Source organism: Nocardiopsis sp. MT53, assembly GCF_019598965.1.
Classification (GTDB): domain Bacteria; phylum Actinomycetota; class Actinomycetes; order Streptosporangiales; family Streptosporangiaceae; genus Nocardiopsis; species Nocardiopsis changdeensis.
This window is the reverse complement of the sequence record NZ_CP080599.1, coordinates 5,894,506-5,909,588: the sequence shown is the minus strand read 5'-3', so window position 1 is coordinate 5,909,588 and position 15,083 is coordinate 5,894,506. Positions and strand designations below refer to the sequence as shown.

At 75.1% G+C, this 15,083-nt stretch carries 15 protein-coding genes; 5 read left to right on the top strand and 10 right to left on the bottom strand.

Features of this window, described 5'->3' with window-relative positions; translation table 11 throughout:
- Positions 1-5: 5 nt before the first annotated feature.
- The 6 genes from K1J57_RS26330 to K1J57_RS26305 form a co-directional block, all read right to left on the bottom strand.
- Positions 6-980 (bottom strand): zinc-binding alcohol dehydrogenase, encoded by a 975-nt coding sequence (locus K1J57_RS26330; RefSeq protein ID WP_220565936.1) that lies wholly within the window; start codon positions 978-980, stop codon positions 6-8.
- Between the two features lie 50 nt (positions 981-1,030).
- Positions 1,031-1,765, bottom strand: a complete 735-nt coding sequence (locus K1J57_RS26325; protein ID WP_220561406.1) for a CDP-alcohol phosphatidyltransferase family protein — start codon at positions 1,763-1,765, stop codon at positions 1,031-1,033.
- Positions 1,758-2,381, bottom strand: coding sequence for a GTP cyclohydrolase II (locus K1J57_RS26320; protein ID WP_220561405.1), 624 nt, complete (start codon positions 2,379-2,381; stop codon positions 1,758-1,760). The genes K1J57_RS26325 and K1J57_RS26320 overlap by 8 nt, the downstream gene beginning before the upstream one ends.
- Before the next feature lie 121 nt (positions 2,382-2,502).
- Positions 2,503-3,414 (bottom strand): carbohydrate ABC transporter permease, encoded by a 912-nt coding sequence (locus K1J57_RS26315; protein WP_370634519.1) that lies wholly within the window; start codon positions 3,412-3,414, stop codon positions 2,503-2,505.
- Positions 3,411-4,319: a carbohydrate ABC transporter permease gene (locus tag K1J57_RS26310; protein WP_255646616.1), complete on the bottom strand. Its 909-nt coding sequence runs from the start codon at positions 4,317-4,319 to the stop codon at positions 3,411-3,413. The genes K1J57_RS26315 and K1J57_RS26310 overlap by 4 nt, the downstream gene beginning before the upstream one ends.
- Positions 4,316-5,605, bottom strand: coding sequence for an ABC transporter substrate-binding protein (locus K1J57_RS26305; protein ID WP_220561404.1), 1,290 nt, complete (start codon positions 5,603-5,605; stop codon positions 4,316-4,318). Before K1J57_RS26305 ends, K1J57_RS26310 begins: the two co-directional genes overlap by 4 nt.
- 200 nt (positions 5,606-5,805) lie before the next feature.
- Between K1J57_RS26305 and K1J57_RS26300 the strand changes: the two genes are divergently transcribed.
- Positions 5,806-6,813 (top strand): LacI family DNA-binding transcriptional regulator, encoded by a 1,008-nt coding sequence (locus K1J57_RS26300; RefSeq protein ID WP_220565805.1) that lies wholly within the window; start codon positions 5,806-5,808, stop codon positions 6,811-6,813.
- Positions 6,814-6,817: 4 nt separating this feature from the next.
- On the opposite strand, the gene K1J57_RS26295 is transcribed toward K1J57_RS26300, so the two are convergent.
- Positions 6,818-7,501, bottom strand: coding sequence for a hypothetical protein (locus tag K1J57_RS26295; RefSeq protein ID WP_220565804.1), 684 nt, complete (start codon positions 7,499-7,501; stop codon positions 6,818-6,820).
- A 32-nt stretch (positions 7,502-7,533) separates the two neighbouring features.
- Here K1J57_RS26295 and K1J57_RS26290 point away from each other — a divergent pair, with 32 nt between their 5' ends.
- Entirely contained in the window at positions 7,534-7,827 is a 294-nt protein-coding gene (locus tag K1J57_RS26290) for a hypothetical protein (protein WP_220561403.1), read from the top strand.
- A 37-nt stretch (positions 7,828-7,864) separates the two neighbouring features.
- On the opposite strand, the gene K1J57_RS26285 is transcribed toward K1J57_RS26290, so the two are convergent.
- Entirely contained in the window at positions 7,865-8,254 is a 390-nt protein-coding gene (locus tag K1J57_RS26285) for a very short patch repair endonuclease (protein ID WP_255647253.1), read from the bottom strand.
- A 195-nt stretch (positions 8,255-8,449) separates the two neighbouring features.
- Between K1J57_RS26285 and K1J57_RS26280 the strand changes: the two genes are divergently transcribed.
- Complete coding sequence (locus K1J57_RS26280) at positions 8,450-9,202, top strand: thioesterase II family protein (protein ID WP_220561401.1); 753 nt, start codon at positions 8,450-8,452, stop codon at positions 9,200-9,202.
- Between the two features lie 81 nt (positions 9,203-9,283).
- Here K1J57_RS26280 and K1J57_RS26275 read toward each other — a convergent pair whose 3' ends face one another.
- Positions 9,284-9,895, bottom strand: a complete 612-nt coding sequence (locus tag K1J57_RS26275) for a TetR/AcrR family transcriptional regulator (protein WP_220561400.1) — start codon at positions 9,893-9,895, stop codon at positions 9,284-9,286.
- 121 nt (positions 9,896-10,016) lie between these two features.
- On the opposite strand from K1J57_RS26275, the gene K1J57_RS34060 reads away from it, so the two are divergent.
- Positions 10,017-13,211 (top strand): bifunctional cytochrome P450/NADPH--P450 reductase, encoded by a 3,195-nt coding sequence (locus K1J57_RS34060; RefSeq protein WP_220561399.1) that lies wholly within the window; start codon positions 10,017-10,019, stop codon positions 13,209-13,211.
- 290 nt (positions 13,212-13,501) lie between these two features.
- Positions 13,502-14,023, top strand: coding sequence for a GNAT family N-acetyltransferase (locus K1J57_RS26265; RefSeq protein ID WP_220561398.1), 522 nt, complete (start codon positions 13,502-13,504; stop codon positions 14,021-14,023).
- A 68-nt stretch (positions 14,024-14,091) separates the two neighbouring features.
- Here K1J57_RS26265 and K1J57_RS26260 read toward each other — a convergent pair whose 3' ends face one another.
- Positions 14,092-14,970 carry an aldo/keto reductase gene (locus tag K1J57_RS26260; RefSeq protein WP_220561397.1) on the bottom strand — a complete coding sequence of 293 codons (879 nt, stop codon included), beginning with the start codon at positions 14,968-14,970 and terminating at the stop codon, positions 14,092-14,094.
- Positions 14,971-15,083: the final 113 nt, after the last annotated feature.

The following is a 15,083-nucleotide window of genomic DNA, read 5'->3' as shown; positions in this document are numbered from 1 at the left end:
TCCTCTCAGGGGTAGACGATGCGGTGGCACAGGGCGGGCAGGGAGCCGTCGGCCAGCCGCGGCAGCACCGACGGCAGGTCCTCGAAGGCGCTCTCCCCGGTCAGTAGGGCGTCGAAGGCCGGGTCGGCGAGCAGCCGCAGCGCCAGCCCCAGGCGTTCGGCGTGGTCGTAGCGGGAGCGGCGGGCGGGCGAGATCATCCCGACCTGGCTGGCGCGCACGGCCAGCCGCTGGGAGTGGAAGTCCCCGCCCAGCGGCAGGATGACGCGCCGGTCCCCGTACCAGCTCAGCTCCACGACCTCCCCCTCGGAGGCGAGCAGCTCCAGGGAGCGGGTCAGCCCGGCCTCGGTGGCGCTGGCGTGGAAGACCAGGTCGCAGTCGCCCATGGCCTCGGCGGGCGCGGCGAACCCCACCCCCAGCGCGGCGGCGGTGCGGGCCCGCCCGGGGTCCACGTCCACCAGCTGCACCCGCGCGCCGGGGATCCGTGAGGCCAGGCGGGCCACACAGCAGCCCACCATCCCGGCGCCCACCACGGCGATGCGGTCGCCGACGAGGGGGGAGGCGTCCCACAGGGCGTTCACGGCCGTCTCGACCGTCCCGGCCAGGACCGCCCGCTCGGCGGGCACCCCCTCGGGCACCGGGAGGACCGCGTCGGCCGGGACGGTGAACAGGTCCTGGTGGGGGTGGAGGCTGAACACCGTACGCCCCACCAGGTCGCCGGGCCCCTCCTCGACGGTGCCCACGTTGAGGTACCCGTACTTGAGGGGGCCGGGGAAGTCCCCTTCCTGGAAGGGGGCGCGCATCACCCGGTACTGGCCGGGCGGGACGCCGCCGCCGAACACCAGGGTCTCGGTGCCGCGGCTGATCCCGGAGCAGCGGGTGCGCACCAGCACCTCGCCGGGCCCGGGGTCGGCCAGGGGCTCCTCGCGGATCTCCCCGCGGCCGGGGGACCGGATCCAGAACGCCCGCGCTGTCCGTGCCATGGTCCTCCTCGTCGTGCTCGTGGACGCCACCCGCCCCACCCTCTCAGCCGTCAGGCCCGGTCGCGGTGCAGCCGGGCGATGTCGCGGCCGAAGGACCACACCAGCAGGGCCAGGGCGGCGGCGACCACCGCCGCGGCGACCGCGGTCGGGACCACCGGCGCCAGGGCGGCCACCAGCGCCACCCCCTGGACGGCGGCCACCGCCTTGCGGGCCCTGCTCGGCGGCAGCGGCGCGGACAGCCAGGGCGCCCACCGGGCGGCCGCGGCGAACACGTACCGCATGGCGCCGATCCCCAGGGTCCAGGGGCCCAGCAGCGGCGCGGCGGCCAGGCTCAGGACCAGCAGCAGGAACGCGTCGGCCTCCATGTCGAAGCGGGCCCCGAAGGCGGTGGCCGTGCCGGTGCGGCGGGCCACCGGCCCGTCCACCAGGTCCCCGGCCAGGGCCAGAGAGGCCACGGCCACCACCGGCCAGGGGCCGGCGCCGTCGGCCAGCAGCCCGGCGGTGGCGGCGATGAGGGTGCACCGGGCCAGGGTGATCGCGTCGGCGGGCCCGAACCGGTGCCGGGCCCGCGCGGCGGCCCGCGCCAGCAGGGCGGCGCCGGCACCGGCGACGGCGGCCGCGACCGCCCAGCCGGCCGGGTCCAGCCCGACCGTGGCGGTCAGTACCGCCAGCACCGCGAACTGTCCCGCCGCCGCGCAGGCGAGCGCCCGGCGCGGTGAGCGCCGGTCCGGGCCGCGTCCGGGCGCCGGCGGCGGCGCGGGCGCGGTGGCGGCGGGCTCAGGCATCGGGCAGCTCCGGCGCGGGCAGGTCGTGCCCCAGCCGCTCGCGCTTGGCCACCAGGTAGGGGAGGTTCTCCGGCCGGACCGGGGCGAGCAGGCGCTCGCGCACGGCGACCTTGACCCCGTGCGTCTCCAGGGCGCGCGCCTTGTCCGGGTTGTTGGACAGCAGCCGCACCGACCGCACCCCCAGGTGGCGCAGCACCCGGGCGGCGGGGCCGTAGTCGCGCACGTCCACGGGCAGGCCCAGGGCGGTGGCCGAGTCGACGGTGTCGAGCCCGTCGGCGTCCTGAAGGGCCAGGGTGCGGACCTTGTCGAGCAGGCCGATGCCCCGGCCCTCGTGGCCGCGCAGGTACACCACCACACCCCGGCCCGCGGCGGTGACCACCCCGACGGCGGCCGCCAGCTGGTCGCCGCACTCGCAGCGCAGCGCCCCGAACACGTCGCCGGTCACGCACTCGGAGTGGATCCGGACCGGGACCTCGTCGCGGTCGCGGACCTCGCCGTGCACCAGGGCCAGGTGCTCCCCGCGGTCCCCGGGATCGCGGAAGGCCACCAGGCGGAACGGCCCCCACCGGGTCGCCAGCTCCGCCTCGGCGGCCTCGTCCAGCGCGTCGTCGTTCATCTGCGATCCCCTCGGGCCGTGTCTGCAAGGGACTGCGGACGGGGGAGCCGCTCGGCCTGTTCTCGGACCCGCCCGGTACAACCAGCGCTTGCCCGGGCTTTCGCGATCCGAAACGCGTGTGCTACCTGCCGCCCACTCCCATCAGGCCGTCCGCCAGGGAGCGGCGTGCCACGAGGTAGACGACGAACAGCGGGACGGTGGAGACCACGACGGCGGTGAGCAGCCCGGGCACGTCCACCCGGTACTCGCCCTGGAACTCGTACAGGCCCATCGTGATGACCCGCCGATCGGCGGACTGGGTGAGGATGAGCGGGAAGAGGAACCCGTTCCAGGCCTGGAGCGCGGAGTAGACGGCGACGGTGCCCAGCCCGGACCGGGACATGGGGACGACCAGCTGCAGGAAGGTGCGCACCGGCCCGGCGCCGTCCAGCGCCATGGCCTCGTACAGCTCCTCGGAGATGTCGCGCATGGACCCGACCAGGATCAGGACGCACACCGGCAGGGCGAAGGCGGCGGTGGGCAGCACGATCGCGGTGAGGGTGTCGTACAGCCCCAGGCGGACGATGATGAGGTAGACGGGGATGATGACGGCCTGGGCGGGGATGGCCAGGCCCAGCAGGAACACGCGGAAGGCGGCGTCGGTGACGCGGGTCCGCGAGCGTACGACCGCGTACGAGGTGGTGGCGGACAGGACCACGACCAGGGCGACGACGGCGAGGGTGACCAGGGCGGTGTTGCCCACGAACCCGAGCAGGCCCTTGTCGATGGCGGTGGCGTAGTTGCCCAGGGTGGGGTCCGAGGGCAGGGCCAGCGGGCCCTCGGGCACGTAGTTCTCGCCGCGCTGGATCGTGGCGACGAGCAGGGCGTACAGCGGCAGCGCCACCACGACCAGCCAGACCAGGGCGCCCAGCCCGCCCAGGACGTTGGGGCGCTCGCCCACGCCCCGGTACCGGACCGGCGCGCCGCCGCGCGCCCGCCGGGGCGCGGCCGTGCGGCGCCCCTCCACAGCGGTGCGTTCCTCCACGACGCTCACATCCCCTCCCTGGTGCTGCGCATCGAGCCGAACCCGGTCAGGCGCACCATCACCAGGGCGATGAGGGTCGCGACGATGACCAGCGTGAACGCGATCGCGCTCGCGTAGCCCAGCTCCCAGCTGCGAAAGCCCGCCCGGAACATCAGGTACGGGACGATGGTGGTGTCGGTGCCCGGGCCGCCGTCGGTCATGATGAGCACCGTGTCGAAGTAGGTGAGGGACCCGACGACCATCAGCACCGAGGAGGTCGTCATCGTGTTGCGCAGCTGGGGCAGGGTGATGTGCCAGAACATGCCCAGCCGCCCGGCCCCGTCCATGCGCGCCGCCTGGTAGAGGGTCGCCGGGATCTGCCGGGCCCCGCCCTGGTAGAGCAGCATGTGCAGCGGGATGAACTGCCAGGCGGCGACGAACACGATCACCCAGAACGCGCTGCCGCCCCCGCCCAGCGGGTCCAGGGTGCCCAGGCCCAGGGCCGGTCCCAGCCAGGCGGGCGGGCCGAAGTTGGGGTCCAGCAGGGCCCGCCAGATGATGGCCACCGCCGCCGAGGACAGCAGCAGCGGCAGGAAGAAGACCGCGGACAGGATCGCGCGGCCGCGCTGGCGCCCGGCGGCCCACACGCCCAGGAGCAGGCTGATCGGTGTCTGGAGGGCCCAGCTGGCGACGGTCAGCAGCAGGCTCAGGCCCACGGCGCGGTGCATGAGCGGGTCGCCGGCGAGCCGGGTCCAGTTGTCGAGCCCGGCGAAGGCCGGGGTGCCCAGCCCGCCCCAGTGGGTGAAGGACAGGTACGCCACCAGCAGCATGGGCAGGGCGGCGAACAGCGCGAAGAACACGACGCCCGGCAGGGCCCACAGGGGGCCGGGCCGCCCGGTGCGGGGGGCGGCCCGGCCCTGGGTGCGCGCGCTCACAGGGCGGCCAGGGCGTCGACGAACTCCTGCGGGGTGCGCTGTCCGTTGAACAGGGCCTCGATCTCGGTGACCATCGGGGTGGCGACCTCGGGGGTCAGGGCCTGGTCCCAGGACAGCTGGAAGTGGGGGGCGTCGCGGACCAGCTCGTACTGGAAGACGGCGAACTCGGGGTTGGGGCTGTCGGCCAGGACCTCCTCGGCGTCGGCGGTGGTGGGCACCTCGCCGTTGGCGACCATGTCGGCCACGTACTCGTCCTGGGCGGTGTAGGAGAGGAACTCCAGGGCGTGCTCCAGGTGGGGGCTGTCGGCGGTGACGGAGAAGTAGTTGGTGGGGTTGCCGACGATGTTGGCGGGGTCGCCCTCGCCGCCCGGGATGGGCGGGAAGGCGACGTAGCCCAGGTCGTTCTCGGCGAACTCGCGGGCCTGGTCCAGGTGGGTGGAGTACTCCCACGACCCCATCAGGTGCATGGCGGCGCGGCCCTCGGAGAGCAGGGTGGAGGCGCCGCCCTCGGTGTAGCTGACCGAGGCGTAGGAGTCGCCGAAGGCGCCGCGGTCGACCAGGTCGGCGACCATCTCGGCGGCCTCCAGCACGGCCGGGTCGCGCCAGCCCTCGGAGTCGCCCCCGGCGATGCGGGCGAACACCTCGGGGCCGCCGATGCGGTCCACCAGGTACTGGAGCCACATCTGCTCGGTCCAGGGGTCGGCACCGGCCAGGGCGAAGGGGGTGACGCCGGCCTCGTCGAACTCGTCGACCAGGGTCAGCACGTCGTCCCAGGTCTGCGGGGGTTCGACGCCGACATCCTCGAAGACGGCCCGGTTGTAGAAGAGGACGACGGGCTGGGTGCCGCGCAGGGGGATGCCGTACTGGACGCCGTCGACCTTGCCCGACTCCAGGACGGAGGGCAGGAACGCCTCGGCGAGTTCGGGGTCCTCGGCCAGGAGGTCGTCGAGGGGTTCGAGCAGGCCCTGTTCGGCGTAGGGGGCGATGCTGCCCGAGCCCCAGTTGAAGAACACGTCGGGCCGCTGGGGGGAGCCCATGGCGGTGCGCAGGCGTTCGACGTAGTTGTCGCCGGGCACCTGGTCGATGACCGCCTGGACGCCGTCGGCGCCCTGGTCGGCGTTGAAGCGTTCGACGGCGCCCTCCTGCACGACGACGAGGGTGTCCTGGTACATCCACACGTGCATCTCATCGGAGCCCTGGGCGGCTCCCCGGCCGCCGCAGGCGGTCGCGGTGAGCAGGGTGAGCGCGGCCAGTGCGGCGGCCGTGCCGACTCGGGGGGTGGTCATCGCGTATCCCTTGGTCGAAACTTTCGGAATTTGTTCCGAAACTTGTGGTGCCCGAATGTACGACGCGGCGTGAACCACGTCAATATCCGTTGTGGCCCCGATCACCACCCGATCGGGAGCGGCGGTGCTGAACAGCGCCGGGGCGCGTAGTATCGGGCGGCGTGAGTACTCAGTCGAACCAGGAAGCCCCCGACGGAGCGATCACCGGGCCGGTGACCATCGCGAAAATTGCGGAGGCCGCCGGGGTCTCCGTCCCGACCGTCTCCAAGGTCCTCAACGGCCGCGCCGACGTCGCCGAGGACACCCGTGCCCGTGTGGAGGAGCTCATCCGCACGCACGGGTACCGGCGCCGGCGCGCCTCCGGGGGAGGCCGCTCCGCCCTCATCGACCTGGTGTTCCACGAGCTCGACAGCGCCTGGGCCATCGAAGTGGTGCGCGGGGTGGAGAACATCGCCCGCGAGGAGGGGCTGAGCGTCGTGCTCACCGAGTCCGGCGGCCAGACCCCGCGCGACGACTGGGTCGACGCGGTCCTGGCCCGCCGCCCCACCGCCGTCGTCCTGGTCTTCTCCGACCTGGCCGCCGAGCAGCGCACCCGGCTGTCGGCGCGCGGCATCCCCTTCGTGGTGGTCGACCCCGCGGGGGACCCCGGGCCCGACATGCCGGCGGTGGGCTCGGCCAACTGGAGCGGCGGGCTGGCCGCCACCCGCCACCTCGTCGACCTGGGGCACCGGCGCATCGCCGTCATCGGCGGGCCGCGCGAGGTGCTGTGCAGCAAGGCCCGCATCGACGGCTACACCTCGGCCCTGGACGCCGCGGGCATCCCCGTGGACCCCGACCTGATCCGGCACGGGGACTTCCACGTGGAGAGCGGGCGCGACCGGGGCCGGGAGCTGCTCGCCCTGGACGACCCGCCCACGGCGGTGTTCGCCGGCAGCGACCTCCAGGCCATGGGCCTGTACGAGGCCGCGCGCGAGCTGGGGGTGCGCATCCCCGAGGACCTCAGCGTCGTGGGCTACGACGACCTGCCGGTGGCCCGCTGGGTGGGGCCGCCGCTGACCACGGTCCGCCAGCCCCTGACCGAGATGGCGGAGGAGGCCACCCGCATGGCCCTGGTGCTGGCCCGCGGGGGGCGCCCGGCCAACCTGCGCCTGGACCTGGCCACCGCCCTGGTGGTGCGCGGCAGCACCGCGGCGCCGCCCCGGCGCTGAGCGCCTACCCGGCCTGTTCGGCCTGTGCGGTCTGCTCCGGCTGGTCGGGCAGGGTCACGGCGATCTCCCCGCCCAGGGAGTGGCCGCCCTCCAGCTTGAGGCGGTCCCCGCTCCAGAACCGCCCCGGGTCGTAGTACCCGGGGCGGCGCCCGGCGGGCAGCAGCCCCATCGCCTCGTAGGTCAGGGCGATGACCTCGGCGCAGTAGGCCGACTCCAGGGCGCGCTCGGAATGCCCGGCGTCCTCGCCGCGGCGCAGGAAGGAGGGCAGGCGCAGGGGCAGCCGCCCGCGCGCCCACCGCCCGGCCATCTGCGCGGTGGAGGGGAAGGGTGTGCCGTCCAGGCGCGCGATCGCCCGCAGCACGGCGTCCTCGGCCTCCCGGCCCACCTCGGGGTCGATCTGGCGCAGCCAGCCGCGCTGGCCGTACTTGCGCCCCCACACCAGGACGGCGTCGCGCAGGTCGTGCAGCTGCACGCCGCGCTGGTGCCTGCCCGTCCACATGTCGGGCAGGGAGCGGCCCAGTTCGGCGTGCCACATCAGCGGGGGCAGGTCCTCGATGACCACCGACATGCCCACGTGGTTGACGGGGCTGTTGGTGGTGATCTGGATGGCGCGGTCGGCCGCGCTCGTTCCGCGGAACACCCACACATCGCCGGTGCGGGTCAGCTCCAGCGCCCGGTCCAAAGAGATCTCGCTATCGGCCACACCGCTAGCCTAGGCACATGCGATGGTGGAAAGTACTCGGAGCGGCGGCTTTCGTGGGTGTGGCGGCCACGGGCGTGGCGATCGCCCGCGCGGAGCGCCAGCGCCGCGCCTACACCCCCGACCAGGTCCGCGACCGGCTGCGGGACCGCGTGGCGCAGGTCTCCGACGCCGCCGACCAGGCCCCCGACCAGGACGTTCCCCCGGAGGCCGGGCAGGGGAGGGCGGGGTCGGCGCTGAGCCGGCTCGCGCGCCGCGTGCGCGCTCTGGCCGCGCGCCTCCGGCGCCGGTCCCCGGCTCCCACCGGCCGCTGAGGCCGGTCCGCGCCCTGCGGGGCGTGGCCGGATCCGGTCACCCCCCGCGCGTGTCCCGCGCCCCCCGCACCGCCGCGACGATCCGCTCCGCCACCGCGGCGGGCTCCTCGTGCTCCCAGAAGCGCAGCACGGTCCAGCCGGCCTCGCCCAGGCGCCGGTCGGTGTCGGCGTCGCGCTCGCGGTTGGCGCGCACCTTCTCGGCCCAGTAGGCGGCGTTGGTGCGCGCCGTGGTGTGGTGCTCGGGACAGCCGTGCCAGAAGCAGCCGTCGACGAACACCGCGACCCGGCGGCGGGTGAAGACCAGGTCGGCGGTGCGGCGCAGCGCGGGCAGCGGCCGGGCCGAGACCCGGTAGCGCAGCCCGGCGGCGTGCACCAGCCGCCGCACGGCCAGTTCGGGGCCGGTGTCGCGGCCCCTGTTCGCGCGCATGCTCTTGCGCACGCCCTCGTTGAGCGCCCTGGCGGGCCGGGGAACAGCCATGCGCCGCATCCTAGGCCGGCCCGGGCGGGCCGTTGCCGCCGCCGGATGTTACCGGCCGGTGTTACCAGTGGGTATTACTGACTGGTAGGTTTGCCGCTGGTGCGGCGGGCATGCCGTTCCCATGGCCTTCGAGGGGGGAGTGCGGTGCGTCGGGACGCCCTGATCCGGATCCGGCCGGTGCCCGAGGCGGGCTTCCGGCTGTTCGTCCTGCACCACGCGGGCGGTTCGGCACAGGCGTACCGCCCCTGGGTGCGCCACCTGCCCGACGACTGGGACGTGTGCCTGCTCCAGGCCCCCGGCCGCGGGGCCGACGGCACCGCGTTCCGCGACGCCCGCGCGCTGGCCCGGCACCTGTACGCCCTGATCAGCGCCGACCACGACCGGCCCTTCGGGCTGTTCGGGCACAGCATGGGCGCGCTGGCCGCCTACGAGACCGCGCTGCTGGCCCTGGCCGGGGACGGTCCCGCCCCCGCCTGGCTGGGGGTCTCGGGCTGGAGCCCGGCACCGGGGCCGGAGTGGATCGAACCCCGCCACCTGCTGCCCGCCGACCGCCTGCGGGCGGGGCTGGCCCGGATGGGCGGCACCCCCGCGGCCACCCTGGAGGACCCCGAGCGGTGGCGGGCCGCCGAACCGCTGATCCGCGCCGATCTGGAACTGGTCGACACCTGGCGCCCGCGCCCGGACACCCCGACGCTGCCGATACCGGTCTCCGCGCTGGCCGGGGCCGAGGACACCGGGATGCCGCCCGCGCGCATGGACGCCTGGCGCGAGCACGTGACCGGTCCGCTGGCGCGGCACACCCTGCCCGGCGGGCACTTCTACTTCGTCGGCCGCATCGGTGAGGTGGCCGGGCTGATCACCGCCGACGTCCGCGCCGCCGTCGGGGCCGACGCCTAGAGTCCGTTCCCGGGTGCTCTACCGCGGCGCCGGGCGGTACCGCGGCCGCGGGCCGTCCGCGGCGGTTCGGGAGAACGCGGTCTAGGAGGGCAGGTCGCCCGTGGCCAGGGCGACGGTGGCGGCGATGACCTGCTCCAGGCAGCGCTGCTCGGCCGCCTCGTCCGGGGCGGCCAGGTGCTGGGACAGCAGCCCCTCGAACGCGGCCAGGAAGAACCGCGCCACCACCGGCGCCGGGGCCGCCAGCGCGGTGCCGTTGCGCTCGGCCAGGGTGGTGAGCAGCTCGGTGGTCACCCGGAGCATGTCCATGGCGTGTTCGCCGTAGGCCTCCCGCAGCACCGGGTCGCGCAGCGCCTGCACCGACAGCTCGTCCCACAGGATCGCCACCCCCCGGTCCTCGGTGCTGACCCGCCACAGCACCCGCACCGTGTGGGCCAGGGACCCGGCGAACCCGCCGCCGGCCGCGTGCTCGGCGAACGGCCGCACCTGGTCGACGATGCGGCGGCCCAGCTCCTCGAACACGGCCCGGGTGAACTCCGCCTTGGAGCCGAATACGTAGTGCACCGTCATCTGCGCCACGCCCAGTTCCGCGGCGACGGCGCGCGTGCTCCCCGCCGCCGCCCCCTCGCGTCGCATGAGGTCGATCGCGGCGTCGATGAGCTGGGGGCGCCGCTGGGCGGCGGGAACGTGGGCCATGCCCCCATGCTACCGAACACGTGACTTGGTCGCTTGACATAGTTGATTAACTTGGTCATGTGACAAAGTTGGTTGCACGCCTCTCGGGAAGGCGTGGCCGGCCGAACCGAAGGGGCACGCTGTGACCACGACCACCCCGGAGACCCTGCCCATCCCCGAACCCCCCGGCCTGCCGCTGCTGGGACACCTGCTCGACCTCTCCTCCGACCTGGGGGAGCTCGTGGAGCTGGCCCGCCGGACCGGCCCGATCATGCGCATGCGCCTGCCCGGCCAGAGCCTGATCGTGGTCACCGGCGGCGACCTGGTCGCCGAGCTGTCCGACCAGACCCGGTTCCGCAAGAACGTCCACCAGGACCTGGAGTACCTGCGCGCCCTGGCCGGGGACGGCCTGTTCACCGCCTACGGCGACGAGCCCAACTGGCGCAAGGCCCACGACGTCCTGCTGCCCGCCTTCTCCCTGGGCGCCATGCGCGGCTACCACGCCACCATGCTCGGCGTCGCCCGGAGCCTGACCGCCTCCTGGGACCGGGCCGCCGCCGCGGGCACCGAGGTCGACGTCGCCGCCGACATGACCCGGCTGACCTTCGACACCATCGGCCTGTGCGGCTTCGGCTTCGACTTCGACTCCTTCGGCGCCCCCGACCCCCACCCGTTCGTCGCCGCCCTCGCCCGCGCCCTGGAGCACGCCCAGAAGCACTCGGCCCGGCCGCCCGGCACCGGCCTGCTCTTCGCGGGCGCCGACCGGGCCTTCCACCGCGACATCGCCTACATGGGGGAGGTCGTCGACGAGGTCGTCCGGGCCCGCCGGGCCTCCGGCGACACCTCCACCGACGACCTGCTCGGCCGGATGCTGCACACCCCCGACCCGGTGACCGGTGAGCCCCTGGACGACGTCAACATCCGCCACCAGGTCATCACCTTCCTGGTGGCCGGGCACGAGACCACCAGCGGCGCCCTGTCCTTCGCGCTGTACCACCTGGTCAAACACCCCGAGGCGCTGGCCCGTGCCCGCGCCGAGACGGACGCCCTGTGGGGCGACACCGACCGCCCCGACCCCGGCCACGACGACGTGGGGCGGCTGCGCTACCTGCGCCAGGTCCTCAACGAGTCGCTGCGGCTGTGGCCCACCGCCCCCGCCTACGCCGTCGAACCCCTGGAGGACACCGTCATCGGCGGACGCCACCGCGTCTCCAGGGGCGAGACCCTGCTGGTCCTCACCCCGGGGCTGCACCGCGACCCCGGCTGGGGCGACAACGTCGAGCTGTTCGACCCCGAGCGGTTCTCGCCCGAGCGCGAGAGCGAGCGCCCCGCCCACCTGTTCAAACCGTTCGGCAGCGGCGAGCGCGCCTGCATCGGCCGCCAGTTCGCGCTGCACGAGGCCGTCCTGGTGCTGGGGCTGCTGGTGCACCGGTTCCGGTTCCTGGACCACGCCCACTACCGGCTGAAGGTCAAGGAGACCCTCACCATCAAGCCGGACGGGTTCACCCTGCGGCTGCGCCGCCGTACCGCGGCCGACCGCCTCCGGGCCCCGGCGCCCGCGGCCGACGCCCCGGCGGCGGCCGGCGGCGCCGCGCGGCGCGCACCCGGCACGGCGCTGAACGTCCTGTACGGCTCCAACCTGGGCACCTGCGCCGGGCTGGCCCGCGACCTGGCCGCCGACGCCGCCGAGGCGGGCTTCACGCCCCGGGTGGCCTCCCTGGACGGGGCCGTCGGAGACCTCGGCCCCGGACCGGTCCTGATCGTCACCGCCTCCTACAACGGCCGCCCCACCGACGACGCGGCCGCCTTCCTGGAGTGGCTGCCCACCCTGCCGGCCGACGGGCTGGAGGGCGTGCGGTACGCCGTCCTGGGCGTGGGCGACCGCAACTGGTCGGCCACCTACCAGCGGGTCCCCGCCCTGGTGGACGACCTGCTGCATGCGGCGGGGGCCGAGCGCCTGGCCGACCGGGCCGCCGCCGACACCTCCGGCGACTTCACCACCGCCGTCGCCGACTGGTCCGCCCGGGCCCTGGGCGCCCTGCTGGACGCCTACGGGGAGCCCGCCGGCCCCGGCGCGGGACCCGGCGCGGCCGCGGACCCGGAGGCCGCCGGCGCCCCGCCCTACACACTGGTCGACGCGCCCGCCACCGCCCTGGACGGCCTGGCCGAACGCTACGGGCTGCGGCCCATGAGGGTCCTGGAGACCGGCGACCTCGCCGACACCGCCCACCCCGCCGGGCGGCCCAAGCGGTTCGTGCGCCTGGAACTACCCGCCGGGACCTCCTACCGCACCGGCGACCACCTGGCCGTGCTGCCCCGCAACCCCGACGCCCTCGTCGGCCGGGTGGCCGCCCGCTTCGGTGTGGACCCCGGCCGCACCGTCCGGCTGGAGCCCCGCGGGGGCACGCGGTCCCCGCTCCCGGTGGACCGGCCGGTCGCCCTGGGCGAACTGCTCGCCGGCGCCGTCGAACTCCAGGCCCCCGCCACCCGCGAGCAGGTGCGGACCCTGGCGGACCACACCCCCTGCCCCTTCACCTCCCGGGCCCTGGCCGATCTGGCCGGCGCCCCCGACGCCGCGGAGCGGATCGCCGGGCGCAGCGTCCTGGACCTGCTGGAGGAGCACCCGGCCTGCGCGCTGCCCTTCGAGCACTACCTGGGCATGCTCGCGCCCCTGGCCCCGCGCTCCTACTCCGTCTCCTCCGGCGCGGCGGCCGCCCCCGGAACGGTGGACCTGATGGTCTCCCCGCTCACCGCCCCGCACCGCTCGGGGAAGGGCCGCTACCTCGGCACCGCCTCGCACTTCATGGCCGCCCTGGAACCGGGGGACGAGGTGCGGGCGCGCGTCCTGCCCGCCGCCGACGCCTTCCGGGTCCCCGAGGAACCGGACGTGCCGGTGATCATGGTCGCCGCGGGCACCGGCCTGGCCCCCTTCCGCGGCGCGGTCGCCGACCGCGTGCACCGCGGGGTGCGCGGCAGGGCGCTGCTGTACTTCGGCTGCGACCACCCCGACGCCGACTACCTGTACCGCGAGGAGTTGGAGGCCGCCGAGCGGGCCGGGGCGGTGCGGCTGCGCCCGGTGTTCTCGGCGGCCCCGCGGGAGGGCGCGCGGTTCGTGCAGGACCGGATCCTGGCCGAGGCCGACGAGGTGCTGGGGCTGCTGGAGGCGGGCGGGCGCGTGTTCGTGTGCGGTGACGGCCGGGCCATGGCGCCGGGGGTGCGGGCGGCCTTCGTCCGGATCCGCCGGGAGGCCGCCGGGTGCGGCGAGGAGGAGGCCCGGGCCTGGCTGGACGGGCTGATCGGGCGGGGCCGCCACACCGAGGATGTGTGGGCCGGGTGAAACGGGGCGCCCGGGCCCGTCCCCCACGGCGGACCCGGGCGCGGTCCCGGCCGGGTGGCGGGGGAGTCGGCCGCGGCGCCCCCCACGACTGGGAGCGCTCCCAGGCCGGGATTCCACGATAGGCGATCCGAAGACCCTGGGTAAAGAGGGGATGACGAACCGTTTCCCCCGGCTTGGGCCGGAGCGGGTAGGCCGGACCCCGGCCGGGACCCGGCGCCCTGCCCCAACGGATGCCCACTCTTGTCCCCCGACCCCTGTCCCGGTGCTCGCACGGCCGCTACCGTTGTGGTATGAGCCTTGAGCTGCCGACCGAACGACTCCAGATCAGGGAGTGGGAGCTGGACGACGCCGAAGCCGCCCTGAGGATCTACGGGGCCGCCGAGGTGGCGCACTGGCTCACGCCGGAATGGCAACCGGTGAACGACGCGAACGCGATGCGCTCGGTCCTGCACGCCTGGATCGAGGCCGGACCCAACCTCATCCCGCCCGCCGGGCGCTGGGCCATCGTCCGCAAGGAGGACGGCGAGCTGGTGGGCGGGCTGTCCCTCAAACTCCTGCCGCCCTACGAGGAGGACTTCGAGCTCACCTGGGCGCTGCGCCCCGACGTGTGGGGGCAGGGGTACGCCACCGAGGCGAGCCGGGCCGTCATCACCTGGGCCTTCGGGCAGGGCATCGAGGAGATCTTCGCCGTTGCCCGGCCCAACAACGTGCGCGCCGTCGGGGTGGCCCGGCGGCTGGGCATGGAGTGGGTGGGCGAGACCGAGAAGTACTACGACATGCGCCTCCAGGTCTTCCGCCTGCGGCCGAGCTGACGGATCGGGACGCGGGCGGCCCGCCGGGACCGGAGCAGGGTCCCGGCGGGCCGCCCGCGCGCGCCGGCTCAGCCGAGGTGGCTGCCGATGCGCTCGGTCTCCTCCTCGGACAGCCGCAGCGCGGCCGCCGCCACGTTCTCCTCCAGGTGCGCCACCCGCGAGGTGCCGGGGATGGGCACCATCACCGGCGAGCGGTGCAGCAGCCAGGCCAGCGCCAGCTGCACCGGGGTGACCCCGCGCTCAGCGGCCATCGCCGCCAGCGGCGAGTCCGGCCCGGCCAGCGCGCCGCGGTCCACCGGGGCCCAGGGCAGGAACGCGATCCCGTCCTTCTCGCACTGCTCCAGCACGTCCTCCGACTCCCGGAAGGAGGGGGCGTACTGGTTCTGCACCGAGGCGATCGGGGTGATCGCGCGGGCCGCCGACAGCTCGTCCACGCTCACCTCGCTCAGCCCGATGTGGCCGATCTTGCCCTCGGCGCGCAGGTCGGCCAGCTCGCCCAGCTGGTCGGCCAGCGGCACCTCGGGGTCGATGCGGTGCAGCTGGAACAGGTCGATGCGCTCCAGGCCCAGGGTCCGCAGGCTCATCTCCACCTGCTGGCGCAGGTACTCGGGGCGGCCCAGCCGGTGCCACAGGCCCGGACCGGTGCGCACGAACCCGGCCTTGGTGCCGATGACCAGGCCCTCGGGGTAGGGGTGCAGGGCCTCGCGGATGAGCTGTTCGCTGATCTGCGGGCCGTAGGAGTCGGCGGTGTCGATGAAGGTGACGCCCAGTTCGACGGCCCTGCGCAGGACCGCCAGCGCCTCGTCGCGGTCGCGGGGCGGCCCCCACACCCCCTCGCCGACGATCCGCATGGCGCCGAAGCCGAGCCGGTGGATCGGCAGGTCGCCGCCGAGGGCGAGGGTCCCCGAGAGGGCGGCGGGCTCCGCCGCGTCGTACTGGTCGGTCACGGATGTCCCTTTCGTGTGCGGCCCACCGCCGGGAACGCGGCCGGGCCGGTGTTCCGGGCAGGATCTCAGGAGGCGGCGGTGCCCGCAAGGCGCCACGGAAGCCCCGCCCGGAC

Bases quoted from the DNA above. Each gene is read 5' to 3' on its own strand.
- K1J57_RS26275 (WP_220561400.1), bottom strand. From the start codon at position 9,895: ATGGCCCACGTTCCCGCCGCCCAGCGGCGCCCCCAGCTCATCGACGCC.
- K1J57_RS26325 (WP_220561406.1), bottom strand. From the start codon at position 1,765: ATGCCTGAGCCCGCCGCCACCGCGCCCGCGCCGCCGCCGGCGCCCGGA.
- K1J57_RS26265 (WP_220561398.1), top strand. From the start codon at position 13,502: ATGAGCCTTGAGCTGCCGACCGAACGACTCCAGATCAGGGAGTGGGAG.
- K1J57_RS26305 (WP_220561404.1), bottom strand. From the start codon at position 5,605: ATGACCACCCCCCGAGTCGGCACGGCCGCCGCACTGGCCGCGCTCACC.
- K1J57_RS26290 (WP_220561403.1), top strand. From the start codon at position 7,534: ATGCGATGGTGGAAAGTACTCGGAGCGGCGGCTTTCGTGGGTGTGGCG.
- K1J57_RS26285 (WP_255647253.1), bottom strand. From the start codon at position 8,254: ATGCGCGCGAACAGGGGCCGCGACACCGGCCCCGAACTGGCCGTGCGG.
- K1J57_RS26330 (WP_220565936.1), bottom strand. From the start codon at position 980: ATGGCACGGACAGCGCGGGCGTTCTGGATCCGGTCCCCCGGCCGCGGG.
- K1J57_RS26320 (WP_220561405.1), bottom strand. From the start codon at position 2,381: ATGAACGACGACGCGCTGGACGAGGCCGCCGAGGCGGAGCTGGCGACC.